The following is a 23,506-nucleotide window of genomic DNA, read 5'->3' on the forward strand; positions in this document are numbered from 1 at the left end:
CGGCCCCGTCATGCCTGGATACGGCCCTGATGGGTCCATGACGTACGCCCAGTGGCTGCAGTCGAAGGGCGTCGGGTCGATGCGGCGCACGTACGCGACTAAGCCGCAGGTGCTTGTCGACACCGCGGTGCAGCGGACGGTGCGCGATGAGAACGGCCACGACGTCACTGACCGCACCAGCCCGGACGGCCGGGAGCACCGTGATGTCACGATCAACTTGAGGCCGTGACGTGGCGATTACTCGGGATGGTCTGTATGTCTCCACTTTGGTGGCGGCGCTCACCAACACCATCGCGCTGAACTTGTCCAGTGCCAGCGCGTTCAAGCTGGCGATGTTCACCGACTCCCTCACGCCGGACTTTTCTGCGGTGAGTCCGGCGTACGGGTCCAGCCCGTACAACGCGAACGAGGTGTCGGGGCCTGGCTACACCGCGGGCGGCATCGCCCTGGCCAGCGCGGTGTTCGAGGAGCTGCCCAGCACCGCAGGCACGGTGCGGTTCGACTTCGCGAACATCTCCTGGTCGTCCTCGACCATCACGAACGCCAAGGCTGCGCTCATCTACGTGCCGGGGTTGTCCAACGTGGCGCTGCTGCTGAGGTCGTTCGGCCAGGACTACAGCACCCAGGACGGGACGTTCGCGATCAATCTGCACGCCGACGGCATCTTCAAGATCGGCCTGCTGGGTCCGATCCTCTGACCCCGTTCATCTTTGACGCCCCGCCTGGCCGGGGCTTTTTCATGCCCTCACCCGACCAGGAGAGTCGTCATGCCTTTGTACTGGGCCGCCAACGGCGCGATGCCCACCACCGCGGCGCTGAGCCCGGTCACTACCGGCACCAGCATCAAGACCCTGCTGCAGATCGCGACCCCTTCCACCCGCGGCATCCGAGTCGTCGAGTGGGGGATCTCCTTCAGCGGCTTCGTGGCGGCTGCGCCAATTAACGTCGAGCTCGTCCAGACGGATGTGGCCGCTACCGTGACCGCCCATGTGGCGGCTGGTGTGCAGCCGTACTCGGATGCGGGCGCCCCCGCGTCGCTGATGACGCTGGGCACGTCAGCGACCGGCTATACGGCCACCGCCGAGGGGACGATCACCGCCACACGGTACGGCGACCTGCAGCAGATCCCGCCCACGGCGGCGTACATCAAACAGTGGCCGCTCGGGCGGGAGTTCACGGTCCCGGTCAGCAAGTTCTTGCGGGTGCGCGTCACTGCGGCGGCAGCCGTGAACGCCTACACCTACGTGATCTGGGAAGAGTGACGTGACGACCGCCACCAACACTTTCGAGGGCGGCACGAACGGTACGGCGGTCAGCACCGGCAACTCCGGCGGAGCATCGGGGACGGCGTTCAGCTACATCGATGGACCGCCGAAATACTCCTCGCTGCGGGCTGCGCACGGCAATCTCTCCATGCTGATCGACACCGTTGATGGAGGCATCGCCGGGTTGGCGATGTCCGGGTCCGGCACCAGGTGGCTCCGGGCGTGCGTCTGGTCAACGAGTTGGAGCGAGTCGTTCTCTCTCATGTACGCGGAGATGACGTCAGGGTCGTACTTCAGCCTGGAGCTGGGGTTATCGTCTATGGCCCTCAGGCACTACAACGGCACGTCCACCACCGATATCGCAACCGGGACCGTGGCGCCCGCCACAAGCCAGTGGATACGCGTGGAGATGCAGTGCGCCAGCGACGCGTCAGGCTCGGCACAGGCTCGCCTCTTCAACAGCGTGGACTCCACGACGGCCAGTGACAGCATCTCCGGGTCCCGCAGCCAGACGTCGACCACCTGGACGCAAGCATCGTGGCGATTCACTGCCGAGGCCGACACGTGGTTCGACGACGTCGGCTGGTCGGACACCGACTGGCTGGGGCCTGCGACCGCGTCCGCTTCCCTGCCGCCCCGCCCCATGGTCACCGGGCTACGGCAGGCCGTTCACCGCGCCGCGTTCATCTGAGGGGGTGAGAGATGGCCCGTCTTGGTCGTGGCCAGCCCATCCGCTCACGTGTGCTGCGGCAGCCGTACCGGGCAGACGCCCAAGCGGATCTCGGCGTCCTGTCTTTGCAGACGGTGTTTCCGGCGCTGGACGTGGTCACCCCGGACGTCAACATCCCTCTCGGCGTCCTGTCTCTGCAGACGGTGTTTCCGGCGCTGGATATGGCCATTCAGCAGCCGGCAACGATCCCGCTCGGCGTCCTGTCCCTGCAGGTGGCGTTTCCGACGCTGGACGTGGAGGTGCCGTTCGTCCCCGGGTCGCTCATCACGATGGACGGGGAAATCGAATGGCGGGAGGCCCTGTGGTCGCCCCTGAATCAGTTCCGGCCCCAGGCGAACCTGGAGGGGTGGGACGACCTACCCGGGTTGTCGTCGGGGAACGCGGAGAAGTCCCAGGACCACGGCTCGTGGCCGGGCGCGGACTTCTCCGAGGAACGCTACGTCTCGGCGACCATCCAGCTGAGAGACGACTCACCCACCTGGGTGGACAGCCTGCGAGCCATCCGTGGCCTGCTGACTCCGGGCCAGGACGAGACCGAATATCCGCTGGTGATCCGCACTCGTGGGGAGACGCTCCTCGCCTGGGGAAAGATCAAAAACCGTAAGATTGCGTCTGACCTCATCGGTGTGGGGTCCGCCGACATCGCCGTGCAGTGGGTCTGCTCCGACCCGCGCCGCTACAGCCTCGACGAGGTCGGTATCCATGTCGCGACGACCGGCACGGCCACCAACACCGGTGACGTCCCCACCCGGCCACGGCTGCGGTTCTTCGGCCCTGCCACCGTCCCGCGCGTTCACGCCGCAGGCCGGATCCTGGCCTTCAACATCACCTTGTTGGCCGGTGAGGTTTTCGACGTCGACTGCCGCACCGGGGACACCATCGTCGGGGACGTCGACTACGTGCCGCTGTACAGCTTCTCGGTGCCCATCGCGGACTTCGAACTGCCGCCCGGAGACACCAACATCACCTACGCCCCCGATTCCGGCGGCGCCGGCGGAGTGGACGTGTTTTGGCGGCACTCGCACCTGTGACCTGCCCGCATTCTCCTCGCGAAGGGGGGACCTGTGGCAGTTCGGTACCGGTGGATGGTGTGCGACCTGCTGACCGACGCGTTCATCGCGGATCTGCCGCTGGTCGTGCAGGAGTACGACCACCGCATCAACCAGGCCGGTGTGATCTCCGCGTCCATGACGATCCCCAACCAGCGCATCAACCGGCTCGTCGACAAGGTCGTACCGCGCGACATCAATGACCTGTCCGCAGGGCCGGGACGGTTGGTGCTGCACTGCATCCGCCAGTGCGCCGGCCGCCCCGACGACCTGTGGGGTTCGTACTGGTTGTGGCGGGCGAAGACATCGCAGGGCCGGGCCGGGCCGCCGAAGATCGAGTTCAACGGCATGGGGCTCGACGGCTACCTCAAGCAGGTGGAGGCCCGCGACGTTTTCGAACGGCTCAGCACCGACGTGGCCACCATCGGACGAGACCTCCTCACCACCGCGTTGGCCAGGCCCTACGCCAACATCGGCGTCACCATGCCCGCAGGAACAACCGGCGTCACCCAGGACCTCATCATCCGCCCCACCGACAAGCAGAGCTACGGGGCCGCGTTCGAGAAGCTCGCCGAAGGAGCTTTCGAGTATCACTTCGACACCCGCCTGGATGAGGCCGGGCAACGCGTACGGATCCTCGACTGGGCATATCCGAGGCTCGGTGAGATCAGCACCCGCCACGACTTCAGCCAGCCAGGCAACGTGCTGGAGTGGTCCGAAGACGTGGATGCCCTTCGGGGCGGCACCAGCTACGTCGCCCGCGGCGACACCTCCAACTCCGACATCACGGGGGAGAGCCTGCCCACCCTGTCGGACCCGGCGGACGCCACCGACTACCACACCGCGGGGTGGGCGCGCCTGGACCGGACCCTGGACCGCCCCGGCACCGCGGACCTGACCGCGCTGCAGCAGTACGCCTCCTACTGGGCGACAACCTCGCCGGGGCCGGTACGGCTGCACTCAGTGACCGTGCGACTAGCCGACAACCCCAGCCTGACGCCGCACCGGCTCGGGGACTACGCGACGATCCGCCTGGTCAACCAGCGCTACCCGAGAGTCGACGGGGTGGCGAGCTTCGTGCGGAGCTGGAGGGTGATCGGCATGGCTATCCGGCCGCCCAAGCGCGGCAACTCTGTGGAGGAAGCCGAGTTGCTGTTCGAAGAGCAGGTGGCCTGATGCCCCTGTCGTTCCCGGAGAACCTCCCGGTCCGGGTAGACCGGCTGGAGCGGCTGCTCAACCAGCTGTACACCTCCTCCCAGACCCGCCCCGCCCAGGACACGATCCGCGCCGCGGCCCTGACGATCGGCGACCCTGCGGGGCCGCACATCAAGCTCATCCCGACCGGGGATGACGGCGCCGAAGTGTGGCTGATCCCTGCGGCGGGTGCGGAACCAACCCGGCTGGTCGCGGATGTTACGACCGGGTACCCCAGCGAAGCCACGTTCCACGTGCTCAGCGCGGCGGGCTCGACCTCAGCCGAGTTCAATGTGGCCAGCGGCGAGATCAACATGAGCGTGCACAACGCCGACGGCTCTGGCGAGGCAGGCGGGCAAGCGTATTGGGGCTATGACCTGGCCGCTTTCGGCTACATCAACGGCTCCACCAATAACTTCTTCCGCTTCTCGCCGTCGTCGATCAGTTCCCATGTTGGTCAGTGGAACGACTACGGCCAGCCGCTCGGCTCCTCCGCCGGAATCGTGCCGGGGTCGTTGACCGTACCGGGCGGCAACAGCTTCTGGGGCGTGTCGTACCCAGCCTCCATGGCCAGCAACATGGGGCCCGTCGCGACTGTTCGCAGGTCTACGCCGAACTTCTACTGGTGCCTCACCGCCTCCTCGACATCCGGCTTCACCATGTCGCAGGTCGGGACTGAAAGTTTCGCCATCTACTTCTGGTCATTCCGCCACTGACCTTCATGGAGGCCTGCCCTGATGGATCTGTACGAGATCTACGACTCCAGCGGCGCCTACTCCTACCAGCCTCGTCCGGGCGACCGTGCGGCCCGCGCCCCTCTGGGCAGCGTTGAGCCGCAGTGGAGCGTGTTCTTGTACCGGCCGGACGTGGCCCAGTGCGGCGGCCTGACCATCCCGCACGCCCGTCTGGAGGCGACCGTCGTGCAGAACGGCGTCGACGCCGAGGACGTGCAGACCATCGTGGAGACGATCCTGCACTGGCACCTCATGCCGTCCCCAGACGACCCACTCGCGTGGGAGCACGGTGGCGCCACGGCGTTCCTGGAGGCGTCCGCCGACATCCCGGACCCCACCCGGCACCTGACCATGCCAAGCGAGGAGAAAGCCGCCTGCACCGCAGCTCGCGTCGCGGCCGTCCGGCAGCACCTGGCCGCCATGGACCCGGCCGCCTACGACGACCGGGCCGGTGCGATGGCTGCCCGCGCTTTCGACCTCGTGGCCGCAGCCGCTCCTCAGACGCAGGTGGCGTACTACGACCGGGCGCCGGAGCCGCACCCTCTGGACCCGGTCATTGGGGCGGTGCGACTGGACCCGGCCCGTATCGACTCCCTACGGGCTTACCTCGCCTGGATGCAGGCCCGTGACCAGCAGCCCCACAGTCGCGCGACGGCACTGCTGGGGCCTGGCCTGCCCGGCGTGACCCGCGACATGTTCACCTCTAAAGGAGCCTGAGTGTTCTACTTCCAGCACGACAGCCTCGGAATCGGCTCCATCGGAGACGACGTCGGCGGCGGCCCGGACCTGACCAAGGTGGACAAGGCTGCTGAGCAGTTTTACCGCGTCAACCAGGATCTGTTCGCTGGCTACGGCGTCTGGTCGGGCGGCACCATGACGATGTACTACCCAGACCTGTGGCTGATTTGCGTGCGGGCCACTCGAACCGGTCAGTCGCCTGAGTGGCTGCTGTACGCCTTCACCTCCCGGGACACTCCCGGCTGGCCGACGCAAACGTTCACGGTCGCCCCGCCTGACGCCGCCGCTATCGCGAGAGGCCTGGTAGGGGAGGGGCATTCGGTGGCGCTGCGCCACTACGCCACCCCTCACCTCGACTTCCAGGCGACCGCCTCGACGGTTTCTCTTTGACCGGTGCCGCCCGCGTGGATGCGCAAAGGGGTACGTGGGCGGCACCTACGTATGCGGTGCGAACCGCACCATAGAAAGGCGACTGTGTGGAATTCGCAGCGATCCCCTGGGTGCAGGGTTCTCTTGTCACCCTCGCCCTAGCGGTGATCGTTTCAGGGTTCTGGATGGTGTTCAAAGGCCACCTGGTCCCGCGCTCCCACGTTGAGGATGTTCGCGCAGACCGGGACGCCCGTATCGCTCAGGCGGAGAAGGACCGCGATGAGCGGGTCGCCGAGGCCGAGAAGGACGCCGAGCAGTGGAGGTCCCTGTTCGAGCAGGAGCGGTCCGCACACGAAGCCACCCGGCAGGCTTACGCCGAGGAGACTCGGGCCGTTCTGCTGGCAAGTACCGAGGGCGCGCAGATCGCCGCAGCCCTGCTGACGGAGATCCGCACCCGGCAGATCGAGGCGTAGCCATGAGCACACCAGACGAGCAGAAGCTGACCCTTGACGAGGCTGAGCGCTTGGCTGAGGAATCCCGGCGTCGAGCTGAGGCCGAACGTGAGCAGGCGCGAGAGAGGGCCCGGTGGGCGTTGTCGCTGGCTCGTCGACTGCGCAAGTTGCGGGAGGACAACGGGTTCGGCCCGCTGATGGAAGACGCTTTCGGGGGTGGCCGTGGGTGAGGGATTGAGGCTTCTCGGCAGTGTGCTGGTAGTCGTGTCCGCTGCGGTGGCATGGGCGTGCGTGATAGCCCAGGCGGCATTAGCGCGGTGGTGGCGTACAGGGGCTGGCCGTCACGTGTTCGCCTTCCAGAGCGTGCTTGCTCTGACGTTGGGGTTATGGGCGCTTCGGCTCCTGGTGCCGGAAGGGGATTGGTTCCAGGCCGTACGGCTGGCCGCGTTCGCTCTGGTGCCCATCGTGCTGGCGTGGCGGCTGCAGATCATCATCTACACCTGGCGCCGTGGGCGCCGGCAGAGGCGGGAGGACCCCCAATGAAAGCAGGCGAACCGCCCATCACCAGGCGTGCCGTTCACGACTCGGGTGGCGGGAACCTGCCGCCTCGAAGAATCGTCATCCACGCCACGTGCCCAGGTGTCGGTTATCCGGCGGCGTCGAAGAAGGGCGCGGCATCTGGGACGGCGAAGTACTTCCAGATGGCTTCTTCGGGCGGGTCGGCTCACTACGTGTACGACTCCAGCCGGGACGAGCAGCACTGTGTCCCGGACCGGGTCATCGCCTGGCACGCCCCTCCGAACACCCGATCCATCGGCATCGAGATCTGCGGCGAGGCCACCTACACACGCCAACAGTGGCTGTCACCCGAGGTGTGGCCTGCGGTCGAGGAGGCCGCCGCCCGGACGCGGGAGTTGTGCCTGCGGTTCGACCTGCCGATGCGGAAGCTGTCTGTGGCCCAGGTGCGGGCAGGAGCCGAAGGTGTATGCGGCCATGTGGACGTGTCGAACGCGTTCCGACAGACCGACCACTCCGATCCTGGGCCGAACTTCCCGTGGGAGGAGTTCATGCACCTGGTCAACGCGGAGAAGCCCATCCCCATCCCCGTCTCGAACCCCACGGAGGCCCTGGTGAAGAAGCTCCCCACCCTGCAGCTCGGTGACGGCCGGAAGGACGGCGACCCGCTGAAGTGGCACGTCAAGACGATGCACTACCTGCTGCTTGCTCGGGACTACGCGCTCGACCCCGCCGTGGACGACACGGTCTTCGGCCCCGCCCATGAAGCTGGGGTGAAGGGGCTGCAGACAGCGGCCGGATTGAAGGCCGACGGGATCGTTGGTCCTCTCACCTGGCCGGTGCTGCTACGCGTCGCATGATCGAGGACCTCCTGCTGTGGCTGCTGTGGCGCCGCCACCGTCCAACGGAACCCGCCCCGGGGTTGGAACTACCAGGAGCGCTTCCAACGCCAGTTGGGGAAACCTCGGCGGTTGTTGGAGAAGGACCACCGCTAGTTGAAGATGCCCGAGTCCCGGGCCTGATTGACGAGACGAACTGACCAGCCGAGGGCTGGTCTTTTTTGTGCCCCTTGGGAGGGGCCAATCCCTGAGGAGGGGTACGTGAAGGTTCTCGGGCGTGAGCCGGTTGTCTGGCTCGGAGCTATCTCGGCGGTGCTCGCCGTTCTGGTGACGATCCCGGCGGTAGGGCTCACTGCGGACGCGGCGTCGTGGATCATGGTGATCGTGTCCGGTGTGTTCGCCGCGGTGGAGGCGATAGCGACACGGCCGTTCGTGGTGACGGCACTGACCGGTGCGGTGAGGACGGTCCTGACAGGGCTGGTGTTCTTCGGCCTGCCGCTGTCGGAGGAGACGTCAGGCGCGATCGTGGCGGCCCTCAACATGGTGCTGGCGCTGGTGCTGGCCAACTCGGTGACGCCGGCCGCGGATCCGGCGCCCGGCTTCGTGCGAGCCTCGGGGACCGGGGCGGCCGCAGGAACGGCGGGCTACCACCCGGGCGGGCACGCAGGCCGGAACCTGGCGGACCTGTAAGAGAAAGGCCCCCTCGTGTCGCCACCATGCTGGCGCGAGGGGGCCTTCTGCCGTAGGTCCGGTCTACGCCTGGCTGGTTTGGGTTGCCAGGCTGGTTCGTGAAAATACACGGTTTTGTTATGTCCCTAACTGGGGGCGGCGACTCGCGGCTGGCTGCCCTGTAGCCTCAGGGCGTGGGGTCTTGGACGTGCGGCCGCTCGACTGAGACCCCACCCAGAACACTGCGCCCCTCGTCCGACTGGACGAGGGGCGTTTTCGTTTTAGTACTGGTAGTCCACTGTGGCGCGGTCAGACGTGGTGCTGGCTACGGGGTAGGTGCCGCCGGTCAGGGTGTGTACGACGGTGATCGTTCCCTTAGGGTCTAGGCCGTCGAAAATGTGAAGCCATATTGCTCTGCTGCCAGTGATGGTGGTCGCGCCCTTGCATTTGTAGTCGACGGTGGTGCCGGGCTGCTGGTAGCAGACGTCAACCGTTTCGACGACTCCGGGGCCTTGGGGGTAGGGCTGAACCAGTAGGGACACTCCGGTGATTTGCCCGCCGCTCGGGGTGGTGGGGTTGGTGAAGTAGGTGGTGACGGGGACACCGTCAGCGGTGATCGTTTCGTGGGCCTTGTACCGTACCCACGATCCGGCGGTCGTCGCTGCCGCGGGGTAGGCGACGGCGGTCGGGATGATGAGTGTCGAGCCGATTGCGGCGGCGGTAAGCAGACGTCTGAACACGAGCCCTCCCATTCGGGGGTGGTGCAGGACGTTGTGTAAGACGGCTGGCGGTATCTATGAGTTGCGGAATGTCCACATTTGGACATATGTATCCGCTTCGTCTGGAAATCATTGCGGTGAGTGATCAAGAAAGCCTGATGATCCTTCACGGCAGCGCTGCACTCTCGCTACGCCAGCCTTGTGCTCCTTCCCGCACGGATGAACGTCCTGTAGCCGAAAGAACACGATCGTGTTCGTCGAACCGGCTGAAGGCGAGAGGCATGCGTCTATGGGATTGGCTGACTCGGAAGTCGAAGACCGCTTCACTTCGCTCTCAAGCGCCGCCTGACTTCGCGGTCACCCTGGTCCGGCTTCTTCCCCGCCTGGACCATCCCGCCCCGGTTTTGGCCGGTGTCGATACCGAAGCCCGAAAGCGCTTCGCCGCGTGGCGGTCGTCGGAGAAGAACCTGCGCGGCATCGCCGACCAATTCGAGCAAGCAGGTGATCCCCAGGTCGGGCAGGCGTGGCTGACCCTCGCCCAGACTGTGCGTTACCAGTCCGGGCGCCGCGACGACACCCTCGACGCCTACATTCGCGCCCTGTACTACAACCGCGGAGACGCCCGCTTGTGGCAGGAGCTGCTGGACTACGCGTCGTTCGCCCCGCATGTCCCCACTCTTGCTGAGGTTTTCAGCAGGGTCCCGTTCGAGGTCAGGCCGAAGTTGTGGGGTAGTTTCGAGGCTGCGTTCAGCGGCTACAGCAGGGCCCGTGTCGAGGACCCGCAGAAGGCTGAGGAGCTTCGGGCGGTCCTCCTGCGCGTCGCGGAACAGCAGGGAGACGGGGTGAGCATCGCCCACTTCAACGATGTTCAGGCGGCGGAAGCGGAGAAAGCCGGAGATTTCGCTGCGGCGGCGGACGCATGGAGGCGGGCAGCCGCCACTGGGAAAGCAGAAGCGCCGGTCATGGACCGGTTTACCATCTGGCTTTTGAAACAGGGGAGGTACGCCGAAGCGGCGCATGCCCTTCGGCAGGTGTTGGCTGATCCTCCACAAGGCAAGGCCCTCCGGGAGCGCCTGGAGAAGCGTCTAGCCCGCTGCGAGAAGGCGCTCGCGGCAGGGCAATAGGTGTCCGCCGGGCTGTATCAGGTGGTGATTTGCGGCGCCCCGCTGTCCTTCGGGACGGCGGGGCGCCGCAGTCTGGGGCCGGTTCAGGCTGCGTGAAACTGGCTACTTCCTCGGGGGGCGGCTTGGCTTGTGCTCGCCGTGCTGCTTGCGAGGCCATATCGGGGAGGGAGCACTGTGGCGCGGGTCATGAAAGTCGTATCGAGGATCTCCGCGGAGCATGGGGATGATGGTCACGTGCTGGACATCCACCTTCTCCAGCCGGACCACGATGTCCCGGATGGAGTGGATCAGCGCCCCAGCGGCAGCTGCCAGTGACTTGAGGCTGCTGTTGCCTGTCTCTACGAAGACAGCGTGCAGGCCAGAGCGTTGGATGGCTTTGCAGATCTTCTCGTCATAGAGCTGGTTACTGTCGACCGAGATGATCAACTCGTAGTTTTTCCGCTTGGCCTTGCCGTACAGCTGCTCATCTTTGATGCCCTTGAAGCGCTGGTTGACCTGGTCGATCACGTGTAGAGGCAGAAGCCAAGACAGTGGATCAACTAGCTGCCGGGGGACATTCTCATCGAGAAGGATCCTCATCCAGCGACTCGGTCGGCGGAGTGAACCTCGAACTTCTCCACGTACGCAGCGAACTGCTGCGCTGCGCGGGCGGCCTCAGTCGTCACCGAAGGGAAGAACTGAGAGATCTTCTCGGCCGGAACGGAGTCTGCCATTAAGCCAGCTACCTGGTCGTAGCCGACCCGTGTGCCTTCGACAACCGGGAAGCCGCCTCGGACCTCTGGGTCAACCAGGACGCCAGCCACGGGCCGCTGGAACGGCAGCACTTGGCCGACGCGTCCCTCGAACTCTCCGAAGACGTCGACCAGCTCTGCCAGGACACTGTTGCCGGGACGCTTGAGGAGGTCGATTGCCTCTTCGTCTTCGACCAGGACGATGGTGTCGCCGACCCTGACGAGTTTGTACTCGGACAGGTGATCAACCATGCCGAGCTGGCGAAGGTTGCGGATCGACTTGCGGATCCCTTGCAGTGACGTAGCGTCGTTCTGCCGCAGGTAGACGATGGTGCGCAGGGCAACCACGTCTCGGTAGGAGTACAGGACCCGATTGGTAGGTGTTCGGTGCTCGGGTTCGAAGACGGGCGGGTTCTTGCGCCAATGCCTCAGCTGGCCCATTGAGGCACCAGAGAGCGCGGCAGCGAGAACGGGGCGGTACACGTTGACGCTCCTTTCTCCCCCGAGCGGACACCTACCTAAGACGGTAACGGGTGGGGGGCGGTTTACCTATGGCGGATGGCGGTTTATATCGCACCATTCGAAATTGATCGGTTTTGTCCCGTCTTGTGTGCAAGAGATCATTTGGTGCGGGTGTCGTTGAGGCTGAGCATGATGGCCTCCGCCTCCTCCCGCGTCCCGCCTGCGGCGAGACAGAGCCGGGCCCGGGCGGCGCGCCGGTCGAGGTCGGCGAGGTCGGCGATCAGCTGGTCGAAGTCGTCCACGCGCTCATGGTCGCCCGGCGGGGTGATCGTGCGCAGGCGCACAGCAGAACGCCCACTCAGGAGGACGGGGGTGCCGTTGCTTGCGGCCGTCGGCGTCGCGGGGGCAGACTGGTGGCTCATCACCCTGTGAGGGATCGCAACTACGTCTAGTCTGTCACCCTTGACCTTTAGCTCACTCTCATCGCCCCTTCAAGGGTTCGCAACACATCTCTCTGTGGATTCCTTCCTCGGCCCAATAGTCCTCATCAGCCCTGCGAGGGATCGCAACTTCTGCCTTCGAGGGTCCGGACATGACGGCGCCCCCGCCTCTACGGAGGACGGGGGCGCCGTGGCGTGTGGACTCAGTCGTAGACGTAGACCTTGAGGTGGCGTCGGCCGAGACGGCGCTCCACCTCCACCGTCCCGCGCCCTTGCAGCACGGTGCCGTCAGGCAACTCCACTCGCACCTGCTGGCCGCGCCCAATCTTGGGGTCGCCTTTCACGATCCACCCCCATGCCTGGCGGTACCCGGGGTCGTCCGACGATGGCGTGGCGACCTGGCTGTCCGTCCGCAGTTCGGTGATCCGGCCGGTGCTGTCGATGAGGCGACCGGCCCCCATCCGGTCCTTCGGCTGTGCGAGTTGCTCGGTCTTCAGCGGGGTGGGTGAGATCCCCTCGCTCAGCACTGCCAGGGCGTTGGCGACGGTGCTGGCGTAGGTGTCGGTGACGACACAGTCGGTGTGGTCGCGGACCACGACCCGGACGCAGGGCCCCCATCCGGGGTTGGTCATGGCGCCGGTGTTGGGGTCGACGTCGGCGCTGTCGCCGTCCATGGAGAGGGTGATGCTGTGGCCGTGGGCGAGAAGCTGGTCGAGTACGGCGAGATCGCTCGGGCTCATACGGGGCCTCCTGGGTGAGGGAGTGGGGTGAGCGTACGGCGGCCCGGTGACAGGCCGCCAAGGTCAATGAGTGGTCTGTCTTCAGCACGAAGGGTGGGGACTGGTGAAGGCGCGGGCCATCAGCAGGGCGCGGCGAGCGGTGGTGGGGACGTAGCCGTCGCGCTCGCGGGTGTCGTTGTCCCCGTCGATCTCGACACCCCCGTCGGCCTCGTTGGCCCTCTCCAGTTGCAGGGCCTCACGGTCCAGGAAGTCGGCGACCTCGTCCAGGAACGCCCCGCCCTGAACGCGCATGGCCGCGACGGCGGAACGGATCTCGGCGACCTCGCCGCGGAGCCGCGCGAGCCGCAACTCATATCGGACGAGGTCGCTCACGTGGTAGTAGATCTCGCGGCCGTTCCAGTCGGTCTGCTTGAGCAGGGCCATCGGGTCCTCTTTTTGGTGAGTGGGGTGCAGGTACGGCGGCCCGGTGACAGGCCGCCGGGTAAGGGGGTCAGGGAAGGGTCTGGGGGCTCTCAGGCCTGCTGGAGGGGGTGTTTCAGGCACCCCGGACACCCGGACAGTGGGGCATTTCTGCAGGTGGATGGCCGTCCGGGGCGGACGTCCGGGGGATGTCCGGGTGTCCGGGGGGTGTCCGGGTCCGACGTCGGACCCGGATGTCCGGGGTGTCCGGGGTCAGGCGGCGGGCCAGTCGGCGACCTCGGGCGGCACCTGGAGGTCTCCGGAGCGGATCGCCGCAGCCGCAGCCTCCAGGTCCTGGAGGCCGTACCCGCGGCGCTCTTCGCCGCCGCGCATGAACGCCCGCTGCAGGGTGCGTACCCCGACGCTGCGCAGCAGCTCGGCCAGCTCGACTTGGTCGACGCCGAGCCGGTCGGCCAGGGTGACGGAGTGGATGCGGTCGTCGCCGTCGAACGCGGCGATGGCCCGGGTCAGCAGCTCGGGCACCGGCACCTGCTCGGCGGGGACTTCGTGGACCTGCTCGGCGCGCAGCCGGGGCCGCGGCTCGGACGGGTACGAGGCGCGGTGCGGCCGGGGCTGGCCTGCGCGGGCGCGGGCGGCGACCTGTTCCGGGTCGCCCCATCCAGAGGTCGCCCCGTCGCGGAGCAGGCGCAGGTGGCCGGGGCGACGCTTCTCCATCGCGGTCTCCTGGCTGCGGGCCGTCTCGCGGGCGTCTCCTGCGGCCGGGTGGGTGACGGCCGGGTCCCACACGATGGGCTGGCCGCGGTCGTCGGTGACGCCGGGCAGTTCGATCGGCTCCGGCGGGGTGAGGCGGGTGCGCTGCTCGGGGGTGGAAAACAGCCACCGCATCCGCTCGTACCTGGTGGCGTAGGCGTGGCCGGCGGCGCGTACGGCGTCCGGGTCGAGCTCGGGGCAGTGCCCGGCGATCTGCACCGCGGCGGTCTCGATGTCGGATGGCAGCATGAAGAACGCCTTGAAGGTGCGGGGCGGGTCGGTGGCGATCTGCAGGAACCCCGACCCCTGTTCGGGGGCGTCGGCGGGGCTGATGCCCCGGTAGTAGTCGAACAGGTAGTCCAGCTCGCTGCGGGCCGATACCCGCATGGTGCCCTTGATGGTGCACTGCTTGAGCAGGTCGGTGGCCAGCGCTGTGGCCGTGCTGCGCAGCACGCTCAGCACGTAGTTGCAGGCCTCGTTGCCGCCGATGTCGACGGCCTGCTCGATCAGCGCGCGAATGCGGCGCACGATCGGGTCGGTCACCTTCTGCCCGAGCGCTTCCTTGCCTTCGTCCAGCACGGTCACGATCGCCGGGATACGGCGGGAGACCGGCAGCAGCTGCACGTTCTCGACGGCCTTGAGCTCGGCGTGCGCGGACTTGCGGTCGATGGCGATGGCGACCTTGGCGTGCGCCATCAAGACCGCCTCCTCCTTGCAGGGTGCGGCCCAGTCGACGGCCGGGCGGTCGGTGCGGCCGGTCAGCCAGGGCCGCAGCCAGGAGCGGCTGATGCCGCCGCCGTTGAGGTCCATCTGCCACAGCAGGCTGTCGTCTGCCGCGGCCAGGTCAGCGGAGATGTTGTGCAGCGCCCCGGACTTGCCGGAGCGTTTCTGCCCGGCCAGGACCATGGTGTTCTCCCGCAGCCCCACCGTGGTGGTGGCGCCGGTGCGGTAGCGGCCCAGCCGGACCGCTTCCGGGTCGGTGATCGACCCGCCCAGCTGGATGCCGGGGTGCGGGATGACCTCGGCCAGGGCGTTGCTGGTGGACACGTCCATCCACAGGCTGCCGCGGAAAGGGCCCGGCCGCCATTCCACGCCGCACCCGTTCAGCAGGCGTGCGTCCTCGGCCAGCCCGATCGAGGCGTTGTGCAGCTGCTGGCTGCTGGAAGCCCCCAAGGGTTGCAGCACCAGTGCGCTGAACCCGGCCCGGCCGGGCCATGGTTCGATGCGGTCGATACCGACGCGCACGCGCGTCACCCGGCGGATGCGGGCCACCCACTCCTGGGCCAGCGGCACCTGCTTACGGGGCACGTCGGACCCGATGGGGGCGTCTCCCAGCATGGCGCCGGTGACCGAGGGCCGCGGCCGGGTCCGGGCGGAGATGGGGGAGAACACCGCGGCGGCCACCGCCCCCACCCCGAGCGCCCCGGCGGCGGCGGGGTCGGCCAGGCCGTAGGCCCACACCCACCCCACCCAGGCGCCGCCGCCCAGCCAGCAGCCCAGCCGGTAGGCCAGCGCCATCGGCGTCCGGTCCTGCCCGGCCAGCACGGTCCCGGTAATGCCGGCCACGGTCGCCGCAGCCGCCCACCCCCAGGGCAGGGCCGCCAGGTAGTGGCCGACACCGCCGATGGCGGCCAGGGCCAGGGCTCCCTGCCCGGCGGCGCTGATCGGGCCGCGAGGCCGCAGGGACCAGTCCAGACGCGTGGTCGTGTTCTGCTGCTTGGTGCTGGGCACGTTCGTCTCCTGGAGTGCGTGAGGGCTGAGCTAGCGGGCGTTCCACTTCCGTTCGCCGACGCGCGGCTCCAGGCGGCGGCGGATGTCGTCGGCGTGCGCGTTCTGGAAGGTGTTCGACACCTCGTCGGCGTCGTTGGCCAGCGTGCAGAACCCTTCGTAGAGGGTCATCATCTGCTCGACGACGTCCTGGTGCAGCGGGTAGTCCGCGGCCAGGTTCTCGGTCCAGATGCGGATCGCCGCGGCGACGGCCAGCGGGATCTCACGCAGCAGTTCCAGGTCGACTTTCACCTCCATCATGTCTTCGGACTCGTAGGCCGAGGCGACCGTCGGCATCTCGATGGCGTGGGCGATGAGGGCGTTCGTCATGGGGTTTCCCTGAGGGTCGGGGGCGGGCGAGGAGGTAGGGGAAGAAGACGGAGGAGGCGGCTGGTCCGAGCTGGTCTCCGCCGCGGCGGGCTGGGTGGCGGTTTCCGCCTTCGCGGCGCGGCGGGCGGCCCAGCGGCGGCGCAGCGGGCCGGTGAGCCACGCCCACGCCGCCACCACCGCGGCGGTGGCTTCGGCATCCCACCGGGACCTTTCGGCGCGTGCGGCCAGTACGGCGCGCCGCGCGGCCCGGAATCCCGCCGCGGCGGCGGCCACGACCCAGGCGGATGACAGGCGGCGGCCGGTCCGCCGATCGACCCACCCGCCGGCGCCTCGCAGAAGGCTCAACGCCCGGCGGCCCGCAGCGTGTGCTGCCTTCCGGGTCCGGTGTCGGGCCCGGCTGACCAGCTGCCCGGTCGCCTCATCCACCCGCCGGGAGGCGGCCCGGAGGCGGGCGAGCTGCGGGGCGGCCTTGCCGTGCAGGGCCCGCGCGGCACGGTGAACAGCACGCGCGCCCCGGGCGGGGACACCGGCGTAGTGGCGGGCCTGGTCGGCAATGCCCTGCTTGCGGTCCTTCTTGCGGCTGCGGTCGCGGGGCGTGGTGTTGCGCCCCCCACGGTCGGTGGAGGACTGGCGGCCGTTTCCCGTGGGCGCACCGGCCGCCGGTCGTCGCGTCGCACCTCCGGCTGGCGGGCGGGCGGACGGCGTCCGGGCCGACGACGAGGTGCGGCGGCCGGGCCCGTCAACTCCGGGCAGGCGTCGCCCACCCCGGCCGCTGGCAAAGCGCTGCCCCGGTTCCCTGGCGGCCCGGTCGCGTGGCGACCGCTTGCGCCTGATCCTCCAGGACAGGTATCCGGCACCGGCCGCCACGGTCCCGCCGGCGCCGACCGCCAACCCCACTGGGCCGACCGCGCTGTACAGGCCGACACCGCCCAGCGCCAGGACACAGGCCGCCCCGAGGAGCAGGTGCCCGGCCGGGGTGCCGGGGAGCTCGGCCGCCGGCTGCGCGGACTCCTCCGAAGCGGGTTCGGGCTTCGGCGCGGTTTCTTCGGCGGGGGCGGGCTCGGGCTGCTCGACGGGCTGCCACCGATCCGCCTCGGGCTCCGACATGGTGACGTCCGGGGTGGAGGCGCTCATCCGGTGCCTCCGGCGGCGATGGCCAAGGCCGTAATGAAGAGCCACAGGTGATGCCAGGACTGGTCCAGGGCGTAGGCGCCGGTGCCGCACGGGGCGACCATTCCGTCGCCGAGCTGGTGAAAGTCGCTCTTGCGGAGGGTCTTTGCGAGCCGGGCGAGGGTCGTGCGCCTGTCGGCCCAGTAGTGCGAGACGGCGTCAACCAGGAGGCCGACGACCACGGTGAGCGGGTTGAGGTGCAGGCCGGTCACCCACACGAGCGCAGCCAGCGCGGCGGCCTTGGTACCGGTCAGGGTGGCCACGTGTTTGACGCAGGCGATCCGTCCGGTCCAGCCAGGCGCACCCTTGGCGCACGCTTGGTGGTGGGTCTGGATCCAGTGGTCGCCCACAGAGTGAGCGGCCCAGAGCGCGCAAAAGACTGCGGCGAAGGTCGCGACTGCGGTGAGGATGGCGGCGTTCATCGCGTCTCACCGGCCGTCGAACCACCCCGAGATCCGTTGACGGCGGCGACCTTCTTGGAGGTCGCCTTACGGCGCTCCCACACAGAGAGTTCCTTCACCCATTCGGCGCGGAGGTTGGAGGCGAGGCTGTGATGGGCGCCAGCGGCCTTGGAGATCTCGACTGGGCCGGGGTAGCGGTTCTCCTCCTGGCGGACCTTGTCCCAGTACTGGCGCATGATCACGGTCTTCGGCAGGAGGGGGCGCTCCGCCTTCGGCGGGAATGTGAGCTTCTTCGTGACCCGGCCCGCGACCGCGAGGGAGGTCGCGACGGGAGTCGCAGTCGAGGTCACGGAGAAGCCGTCGAGCAGCGCCCTCGTGATGTCGTACGCCGCAGCATCCGTGATGTTGAATGTGACCTCATCCGTGACCGGTTCCGCGACCGCGACGGAGGTCGCAGCCGGAGTCGCGGACGGGGTCACGGCGGGCGCGGCGGAGGCCCACCCCTCGCGTATGAAAGTCAGCGACTCCGTGACCGGGGCTGCGACCCGGGATGTGACCTCGGCGCGAGTCGCGGGAGAGGTCACATCCCGGGTCAGCATGACGATGTTGGCTTCGGCGGCCCGCACCTCGTCTCGCATCGCGCGAAGCTCGTCCCGCACCCCGAGGGCGTCACTGAGGTTCCGGGTCTCGTCGGCCAGCCGGCTGAATTCGTCTTCGGTCGGCTCCGCCTCGGGCATCCACGCGGAGGCGGGCTTGACGTCCAGGAGAGCGGGGGCGGAGCCCAGCGAGGCGACCTCGGCGGCCAGAGCCCGCTGCAGTTCCTCGTTCCGGCCGAGCCCGGTGTTGGCGTGGGCCGCGGCGTAGAGGGTCTGCATCCGGGCCAAAGCCCTGCGCTGCTTGCCATCCGAGGCGGCGTTGTCGCGGCGCCTGCGGGCTTCATCGGCGGCGAGTGCGACCTTGGTGAGGCGCCGTTGGGCGTCAACCTCAGCAGCGGTCCGGTCCTGCGTCTCGGCCAAGCCGACGCGGACCAGTACGCGTTCGGGGGTGAGCCGCCAGTTGATGCGCTTACGGCCGGTGGCGCGGCGCCGCTCGATCGACATGCCCCGCTCCCACAACCACGCCGCAACCAGCGGGGCGGCCAGGCGGAAGACGGCTTCCGGGAGGCTGGCGGCCTCCATGGCGGACAGCACCGCCGACAGGCCGGTGAGAGCCCACACCGCGATGCCGTCGATGCCCGCGGAGTAGTTCTCCCGCATGTTGCGGCGCGCCCGCACCGCACTGGTGATCACCGCGACCTCGATGAACGCGAACCCTGCCGCCTGCAGCATCCAGTGGATGTCAATGATGCGGTCGATGAACTGCCACATGCCTTGAGCGGACACGCCGGTGGCGATGGCGGCGGCCACGATGGTGAGGGCGTCCTCGGCCGGACGGGCCGCGACGTAGCGGTGGAAGAACCGGGTCGCGGCCCGGTAGAGGGCCCTGGCCGCGAGGTAGGCCACGCCGAGGAGCGTCAGGCCGATCACGCAGATGATGGCCGTCACGACCGGTTTGTTCGACGCGAAGACAGTGACTTCGTCGATAAGGTTCGGCATGTCCTCTCCTGCTAGTTGCGCTGGTGGGGTTGGGGATTTGAGGTCCCGGGCTGCGGTGAGGTCGTAGCCCGGGACCGCTTACTTCGTCCGGTTGCGGCGATCTTCGGCGGAGAGCTCACGTCCGGCCTGGGCGTGGACGTTGCCGCCCTCCCATGGCCGCTTGCCGGTGCCGATTTCGGTTGCGATCTGGTGGTGGCGGGCGCAGCCGCTCATGATCTCCCTCATGAGGGCCAGCTCCTCCTCGGTGATCTTCTTCATGGCGATCTCCTCTCAGTGGGGGTTATCGGGCGGTGCACTGGTTGGCGTGGCGCTGCGCTTCCGCTTCCGTCGGGCCGGTCTCGCTCCATTTCGTGGAGCCGGATCCGCGGATCTGGGTCTTTTCGCCGCCCTCGTGGTTGTGGCATCCACGGCAGACCCACTTGGAGGCGGTGACTTCCTGCGCGAATTTTCCTGTCGTGCCGATCGGGACGGTCAGGGCCGAGGAGGGCGTCCAGGTGACGGTGGAGCCGCCCTTGGTGCGGTAGGTGGACATGGCCTGTCTCCTTTGGTGAGGGCGCGGTGCGCCTGGGAGCGTCTGCTTCGGGCACCCGCCCGACCGAGGAGGCCGGGCGAGCACCCGCACAGTGCGCTACAGGCGGATCAGAACGGGGCCTCGGCGGAGATCTCCTCCCACGGGCCGAGGTAGACGGTGCGGCGCAGAGCCTTGCCGCGCTTCCAATGGGGCACCTCGGCGAGCGCCGCTTCGGCCGAGGGAGCCGCGTTGTCCGGGTCGTCGGGGTCGGGGCAGAGGGTGGAGATCGCGGCGTAGCGGTACCCGGCCGGCATGGCCGTGACGCCGGCCAGGCGCTCGCGGGCCGTACGCAGCTCGGCGAGGAGCAGTGGGATCGCGTCGGCGAGACGCTCGCCGCTGCGGCCGAGCTCGGCCATCGTGGGGACCACGACCTGGTAGGCGTCCTCAACCTCAGCAAGGTCGAGAGGCGGCTCGCTCTCGTCTGGCGGGTCGAGGTCGCGGTCGTCGTCCCGCAGGTCGATCTCTCGGCCGGTTCCGTCTTCGACGATCATCAGTGGCCCTCCTCGGGGCGGTAGTGGTGGGTGACGCTGGGGTTGGCGTGGATCGGGTCGGTGGCGCAGTCCACGGCCCACGCCCGGTGGGTCCAGCAGGTGGCGCGGAGGTCGGGGTGCATCCCGGCGTCCTCGGCGGCGTTGTCGGCCACGATCGCGGCGGTGAGCTTCTCGTCCACGGCTACTCCTCCTCGTCGGAGCCGTCGCCCACGGGGGAGGGCTTCGGCGTGGTGAGCAGCCTGGACTGCCAGCGGTTGATCTGGGAGACCAGTTCCTGAAGGGTCGGCTGCTCGTCAGACATCACGCCTCACCGCCCTGAACGGTCAGGTCGTCGATCGTCCATCCGTTGGCGACGAGGTCGGCCTTCCACGAGTCGATCTGGTCGGCGCGGACGACCGACCGGCCAGCGTTCTGGCCGTTCTCGACGTAGGTGATGAGGTACAGGAAGCTGCCGGGGTTCAGTCCGGGGATGATGCGGATGGTTGCGGTGCGCCCGATCACTTGAAGCTGCCCTTCGCCTCGTGGCGGGCGGTGCAGACCCAGGTGTCATGCTCGTAGCAGTAAGAGCCCCGGGCCTCGATAGTGAGGCCGGAGAGCAAGGGTGCGGGGGGAGAGGCCGTAGCCTTGTTGGGCATCTGAGCTCCGATCTCGATGCGATGCCCCAGCGGAGCACCACCTCCGTTGGGGCTTTTACTTACGAGGGCCTATCGGTTAGGTTCTATGGGAAACCTAACCGATAGGTTGACGAGAGGCAAGCCCGTGAAGCGCGTACTACTCCTGAGTAAGGAAACCGGACACCCCGGTATAGGCTCGGAACCTAACCGCGAGGGGAGAGGTATGACTATCCAAGAACCGCGCCCGCGCTACGCACAGGTCGCTGACGTGCTGCGGAGCGAGATCCGCAGTGGCGTCTGGCCCCCAGGGGAACGGCTTCCGAGCCAGCCCGAACTGGCCAAGCGGTTCAAACTCAGCCAGACCTCGATCGCACGCGCCATGGAGCTTCTGAGGAGCGAAGGGCTCATCCGCAGCGAGTTCGGTGCGGCCTCTTTCGTGCTTGACGCCCCCACTACGAAGCGGGTCAGAGCGATTCCTAAGTCGTCCTCGGCCGGGACGCCGAGCGGGTTCGCGGCGCAGATGAGGGCCGCAGGGCTGGAACCCCGAACAACACTTTCTGTTGTCGGCCCTGTAGAGGCCCCAGCGGCCATTGCTGCACGTCTAGGACTCGATGGGGCCGATCAGGTGATGGTTCGCACTCGGCGAATGTTCGCCGACGACCGCCCTGTTCAGCTTGCCACCTCCTATATCCCCTGGCGGATTGCCGAAGATCTGCAGCCGGCGGAGGTGGAAACCAACCCTGCCGGGCTCTACACGTTGCTGCGGGACCGCGGGCACGGGCCGGTTTTGTTCGCTGAGGAGATCGAAGGGCGGCGCCCCACACCTGACGAGGCGGCGTTCTTGTCGATCCCGGAGGCACAGTTCGTGTTCGAGGTCACCCGGATAGCGACCGGGGCGGATGGCCGCCCCGTAGAGGTGTGCGTGAACGTCTTGAACCTGTCGCAGTGGCGGCTTCGGTACGAGTGGGAGGGCGACAACGCCTAACGCTTACCAGCCAGATAACAACATGCGGGCTCGCCGGGTGGTGGTACACCCGACGAGCCCTTGATCCACCCCTGCTTGCGCCAGGAGAGACCAGTGGGCACGATACCGTGCGCGCACGCGTGCGCTTGCGCGCGTCCAGGCAGTGACGCCTGATGGGGTACGAGCTGGTCGAGGAAGTCCTCGACCACGCCCCGACCATGAGCCCCGCCGAGGGCCTTGTGCTGATCGCCATCGCTGAGGAGACGCGCTGGCCCGGCGAGGTGCGCGACATCCCCAGCAGCACCATGACCAGACGAACGCGCGGCCTGAGTCAGAGCGGCATCCGCAAGGCGTTGAGCCGACTCGCGGCGCGAGGCATCGAGGTGAGGGTGCCCCTCGGGCAGGGCGAGGACGGTCGCCCGTACTACTCGGTGCCTGGCCGTTCCCCTGCGTACCGCCTTCCCCGGTTCCCGGCCCCGGAAGGCTGTGAGTGCGTGCGTTGTCAGGAGCCGAAGGGGGGACCACAGTCCCGCCTTGAAGAGAACCTGCAGGTCAATGAAGGCGGTACTCCTGTCCCGCCTTCGAAGCAAGGCGGGACCACAGTCCCTGAAGGCGGGACTACAGGGCGGTCAGGCGGGACGAGAGGGACGCCTGGCGGGACCACAGTCCCGCCTACTCCATCCCATCCAGGAGATCCATCTCTCAGCGGGCCGGAGCGGAAGGTCATGAGCGTCGTTGACGCGACGGTGGAAGAGACGAGAGAAATCATTCGTCTGATCAAGAGAGAGAACCAGCCGAGATCCCTCGCCGCGTACGTCTCCCGCATGGCCGACAACGGAGACCTGCCCGACCTCCTCAACCGCGTCCGTGTCGAGGCGGAACAGCGGGCAGCCCGGCGGTCGACGCCTCCACCCAAGCCTGAACCTGACCCTGACGAGGTGCCGCAGACCACACCCGAGGAGCGAGACGCCACCATCGCCGCCACCAAGGTCCTCCTGCAAGGGCTTCAGGGCTCGCGTCGCCGTAGGTCCGCGGTTGGGCCTGTCCGCGTTATGCGCCCCCGCGAAGCCTCGGACGGGCCTCCTGAAGTTGCCGCGGCCAGGGACGAGCTGAACCGACGCGGGGACGCCTTCAACCTGATGGCCCTCGCCCACCAGCAGCTTGGCGACTACGCGGCCCGGGACGACGTGATCGTCCTCGCCGCCAAGCTGGCGCGTGGTGGAACCCCAGCTATGGCACCCACGTGACGGGGGCCCGTCTGCGTCGTACCGTCGAGGCATGGCTGAAAACGACGAAAGCCAAGAGTCGCCGATCTGCGGTACCTGCCTGGGTGCACAGGGGGAGTGGATCAGCCGGAACGGGACGGGGCCGAAGCAGAGCGTGTGGGTGGCGTGCAAGTCCTGCAAGGGGACAGGCCGCAAGTGACGGATCCGATCGCCTGCCCGGAATGCCAGGGTCGCAGGGGGCAGCGCTTTGGCGCCGACCTGTTTCTGACGTGCCAGTTCTGCGGCGGGCTCGGCCGGGTCGGAGGCCGTAATGAGCCCGCCGAGCGGGACGAATCGCCACCTCCCGACGGGCCGCCACCGGCCTGGGAACACCGGGTATGGCAAGACCCTGCTGTGTCCGCAGCGTTGCCGTGCCGGCACTGCCTCGGGGCGCGCC

The 23,506-nt window shown here is 68.0% G+C and carries 32 protein-coding genes; 17 read left to right on the plus strand and 15 right to left on the minus strand.

Annotated features, from left to right (window positions below; all coding sequences use genetic code 11):
- The first annotated feature begins 37 nt into the window (after nt 1–37).
- From ABT340_RS39670 to ABT340_RS39730, 14 genes are all read left to right on the plus strand, one after another.
- On the plus strand, nt 38–229 hold the full coding sequence (locus ABT340_RS39670) for a hypothetical protein (RefSeq protein ID WP_352016098.1): 192 nt from the start codon (nt 38–40) through the stop codon (nt 227–229).
- 1 nt (nt 230) lies between these two features.
- A complete protein-coding gene (locus tag ABT340_RS39675; protein WP_352016099.1) occupies nt 231–698 on the plus strand; it encodes a hypothetical protein in 468 nt (155 codons plus the stop codon).
- 69 nt (nt 699–767) lie between these two features.
- On the plus strand, nt 768–1,262 hold the full coding sequence (locus tag ABT340_RS39680) for a hypothetical protein (RefSeq protein ID WP_352016100.1): 495 nt from the start codon (nt 768–770) through the stop codon (nt 1,260–1,262).
- Between the two features lies 1 nt (nt 1,263).
- The gene (locus ABT340_RS39685) at nt 1,264–1,956 is read left to right on the plus strand and encodes a hypothetical protein (RefSeq protein ID WP_352016101.1); all 693 of its coding nucleotides are present in this window, start codon (nt 1,264–1,266) and stop codon (nt 1,954–1,956) included.
- Nucleotides 1,957–1,967: 11 nt separating this feature from the next.
- A complete protein-coding gene (locus tag ABT340_RS39690) occupies nt 1,968–3,026 on the plus strand; it encodes a phage tail family protein (protein WP_352016102.1) in 1,059 nt (352 codons plus the stop codon).
- 33 nt (nt 3,027–3,059) lie between these two features.
- Nucleotides 3,060–4,220 carry a hypothetical protein gene (locus tag ABT340_RS39695; RefSeq protein WP_352016103.1) on the plus strand — a complete coding sequence of 387 codons (1,161 nt, stop codon included), beginning with the start codon at nt 3,060–3,062 and terminating at the stop codon, nt 4,218–4,220.
- Entirely contained in the window at nt 4,220–4,954 is a 735-nt protein-coding gene (locus tag ABT340_RS39700) for a hypothetical protein (protein ID WP_352016104.1), read from the plus strand. Before ABT340_RS39695 ends, ABT340_RS39700 begins: the two co-directional genes overlap by 1 nt.
- Nucleotides 4,955–4,975: 21 nt before the next feature.
- Nucleotides 4,976–5,689, plus strand: coding sequence for a hypothetical protein (locus ABT340_RS39705; RefSeq protein ID WP_352016105.1), 714 nt, complete (start codon nt 4,976–4,978; stop codon nt 5,687–5,689).
- Complete coding sequence (locus ABT340_RS39710; protein WP_352016106.1) at nt 5,690–6,100, plus strand: hypothetical protein; 411 nt, start codon at nt 5,690–5,692, stop codon at nt 6,098–6,100. It begins immediately after the preceding gene.
- A gap of 86 nt (nt 6,101–6,186) precedes the next feature.
- On the plus strand, nt 6,187–6,552 hold the full coding sequence (locus ABT340_RS39715; protein WP_352016107.1) for a hypothetical protein: 366 nt from the start codon (nt 6,187–6,189) through the stop codon (nt 6,550–6,552).
- Nucleotides 6,553–6,554: 2 nt separating this feature from the next.
- The gene (locus ABT340_RS42545; RefSeq protein WP_502992603.1) at nt 6,555–6,761 is read left to right on the plus strand and encodes a DUF7620 family protein; all 207 of its coding nucleotides are present in this window, start codon (nt 6,555–6,557) and stop codon (nt 6,759–6,761) included.
- Between the two features lie 34 nt (nt 6,762–6,795).
- Nucleotides 6,796–7,074 carry a putative phage holin gene (locus tag ABT340_RS42550; protein ID WP_502992605.1) on the plus strand — a complete coding sequence of 93 codons (279 nt, stop codon included), beginning with the start codon at nt 6,796–6,798 and terminating at the stop codon, nt 7,072–7,074.
- Nucleotides 7,071–7,907 (plus strand): peptidoglycan recognition protein family protein, encoded by an 837-nt coding sequence (locus ABT340_RS39725; protein WP_352016109.1) that lies wholly within the window; start codon nt 7,071–7,073, stop codon nt 7,905–7,907. The genes ABT340_RS42550 and ABT340_RS39725 overlap by 4 nt, the downstream gene beginning before the upstream one ends.
- Before the next feature lie 240 nt (nt 7,908–8,147).
- Entirely contained in the window at nt 8,148–8,576 is a 429-nt protein-coding gene (locus tag ABT340_RS39730; protein ID WP_352016110.1) for a hypothetical protein, read from the plus strand.
- A 260-nt stretch (nt 8,577–8,836) separates the two neighbouring features.
- Here the strand turns inward: ABT340_RS39730 and ABT340_RS39735 are convergent, their stop codons facing one another.
- Entirely contained in the window at nt 8,837–9,295 is a 459-nt protein-coding gene (locus ABT340_RS39735) for a hypothetical protein (protein ID WP_352016111.1), read from the minus strand.
- A 68-nt stretch (nt 9,296–9,363) separates the two neighbouring features.
- On the opposite strand from ABT340_RS39735, the gene ABT340_RS39740 reads away from it, so the two are divergent.
- Nucleotides 9,364–10,398 carry a hypothetical protein gene (locus ABT340_RS39740; protein ID WP_352016112.1) on the plus strand — a complete coding sequence of 345 codons (1,035 nt, stop codon included), beginning with the start codon at nt 9,364–9,366 and terminating at the stop codon, nt 10,396–10,398.
- Between the two features lie 102 nt (nt 10,399–10,500).
- Here ABT340_RS39740 and ABT340_RS39745 read toward each other — a convergent pair whose 3' ends face one another.
- The 14 genes from ABT340_RS39745 to ABT340_RS39810 form a co-directional block, all read right to left on the minus strand.
- On the minus strand, nt 10,501–10,905 hold the full coding sequence (locus ABT340_RS39745; protein WP_502992604.1) for a hypothetical protein: 405 nt from the start codon (nt 10,903–10,905) through the stop codon (nt 10,501–10,503).
- A gap of 68 nt (nt 10,906–10,973) precedes the next feature.
- Nucleotides 10,974–11,612: a DUF433 domain-containing protein gene (locus ABT340_RS39750; RefSeq protein WP_352016114.1), complete on the minus strand. Its 639-nt coding sequence runs from the start codon at nt 11,610–11,612 to the stop codon at nt 10,974–10,976.
- A gap of 137 nt (nt 11,613–11,749) precedes the next feature.
- Entirely contained in the window at nt 11,750–12,013 is a 264-nt protein-coding gene (locus tag ABT340_RS39755) for a hypothetical protein (RefSeq protein ID WP_352016115.1), read from the minus strand.
- 221 nt (nt 12,014–12,234) lie between these two features.
- Nucleotides 12,235–12,771, minus strand: coding sequence for a hypothetical protein (locus ABT340_RS39760; protein ID WP_352016116.1), 537 nt, complete (start codon nt 12,769–12,771; stop codon nt 12,235–12,237).
- Nucleotides 12,772–12,852: 81 nt separating this feature from the next.
- Nucleotides 12,853–13,194 (minus strand): hypothetical protein, encoded by a 342-nt coding sequence (locus ABT340_RS39765; protein WP_352016117.1) that lies wholly within the window; start codon nt 13,192–13,194, stop codon nt 12,853–12,855.
- A gap of 249 nt (nt 13,195–13,443) precedes the next feature.
- The gene (locus ABT340_RS39770; RefSeq protein WP_352016118.1) at nt 13,444–15,672 is read right to left on the minus strand and encodes a hypothetical protein; all 2,229 of its coding nucleotides are present in this window, start codon (nt 15,670–15,672) and stop codon (nt 13,444–13,446) included.
- A 30-nt stretch (nt 15,673–15,702) separates the two neighbouring features.
- The gene (locus ABT340_RS39775) at nt 15,703–17,172 is read right to left on the minus strand and encodes a hypothetical protein (protein ID WP_352016119.1); all 1,470 of its coding nucleotides are present in this window, start codon (nt 17,170–17,172) and stop codon (nt 15,703–15,705) included.
- Nucleotides 17,169–17,630 (minus strand): transcriptional regulator, encoded by a 462-nt coding sequence (locus tag ABT340_RS39780; RefSeq protein ID WP_352016120.1) that lies wholly within the window; start codon nt 17,628–17,630, stop codon nt 17,169–17,171. Before ABT340_RS39780 ends, ABT340_RS39775 begins: the two co-directional genes overlap by 4 nt.
- On the minus strand, nt 17,627–19,204 hold the full coding sequence (locus tag ABT340_RS39785; protein WP_352016121.1) for a hypothetical protein: 1,578 nt from the start codon (nt 19,202–19,204) through the stop codon (nt 17,627–17,629). Before ABT340_RS39785 ends, ABT340_RS39780 begins: the two co-directional genes overlap by 4 nt.
- Before the next feature lie 78 nt (nt 19,205–19,282).
- Nucleotides 19,283–19,462 carry a hypothetical protein gene (locus tag ABT340_RS39790; RefSeq protein ID WP_352016122.1) on the minus strand — a complete coding sequence of 60 codons (180 nt, stop codon included), beginning with the start codon at nt 19,460–19,462 and terminating at the stop codon, nt 19,283–19,285.
- A 22-nt stretch (nt 19,463–19,484) separates the two neighbouring features.
- Nucleotides 19,485–19,736: a hypothetical protein gene (locus ABT340_RS39795; protein ID WP_352016123.1), complete on the minus strand. Its 252-nt coding sequence runs from the start codon at nt 19,734–19,736 to the stop codon at nt 19,485–19,487.
- A gap of 107 nt (nt 19,737–19,843) precedes the next feature.
- A complete protein-coding gene (locus ABT340_RS39800; protein WP_352016124.1) occupies nt 19,844–20,266 on the minus strand; it encodes a hypothetical protein in 423 nt (140 codons plus the stop codon).
- Nucleotides 20,266–20,445 (minus strand): hypothetical protein, encoded by a 180-nt coding sequence (locus ABT340_RS39805; protein ID WP_352016125.1) that lies wholly within the window; start codon nt 20,443–20,445, stop codon nt 20,266–20,268. Before ABT340_RS39805 ends, ABT340_RS39800 begins: the two co-directional genes overlap by 1 nt.
- A 121-nt stretch (nt 20,446–20,566) precedes the next feature.
- A complete protein-coding gene (locus ABT340_RS39810; RefSeq protein ID WP_352016126.1) occupies nt 20,567–20,767 on the minus strand; it encodes a hypothetical protein in 201 nt (66 codons plus the stop codon).
- A 336-nt stretch (nt 20,768–21,103) separates the two neighbouring features.
- On the opposite strand from ABT340_RS39810, the gene ABT340_RS39815 reads away from it, so the two are divergent.
- Both ABT340_RS39815 and ABT340_RS39820 read left to right on the plus strand, forming a co-directional pair.
- Nucleotides 21,104–21,865, plus strand: coding sequence for a GntR family transcriptional regulator (locus ABT340_RS39815; RefSeq protein ID WP_352016127.1), 762 nt, complete (start codon nt 21,104–21,106; stop codon nt 21,863–21,865).
- Nucleotides 21,866–22,569: 704 nt separating this feature from the next.
- Nucleotides 22,570–23,091: a hypothetical protein gene (locus ABT340_RS39820; RefSeq protein ID WP_352016128.1), complete on the plus strand. Its 522-nt coding sequence runs from the start codon at nt 22,570–22,572 to the stop codon at nt 23,089–23,091.
- The last annotated feature ends 415 nt before the right edge of the window (nt 23,092–23,506 follow it).

This window comes from Streptosporangium sp. NPDC000239, assembly GCF_040300765.1.
GTDB lineage: Bacteria > Actinomycetota > Actinomycetes > Streptosporangiales > Streptosporangiaceae > Streptosporangium.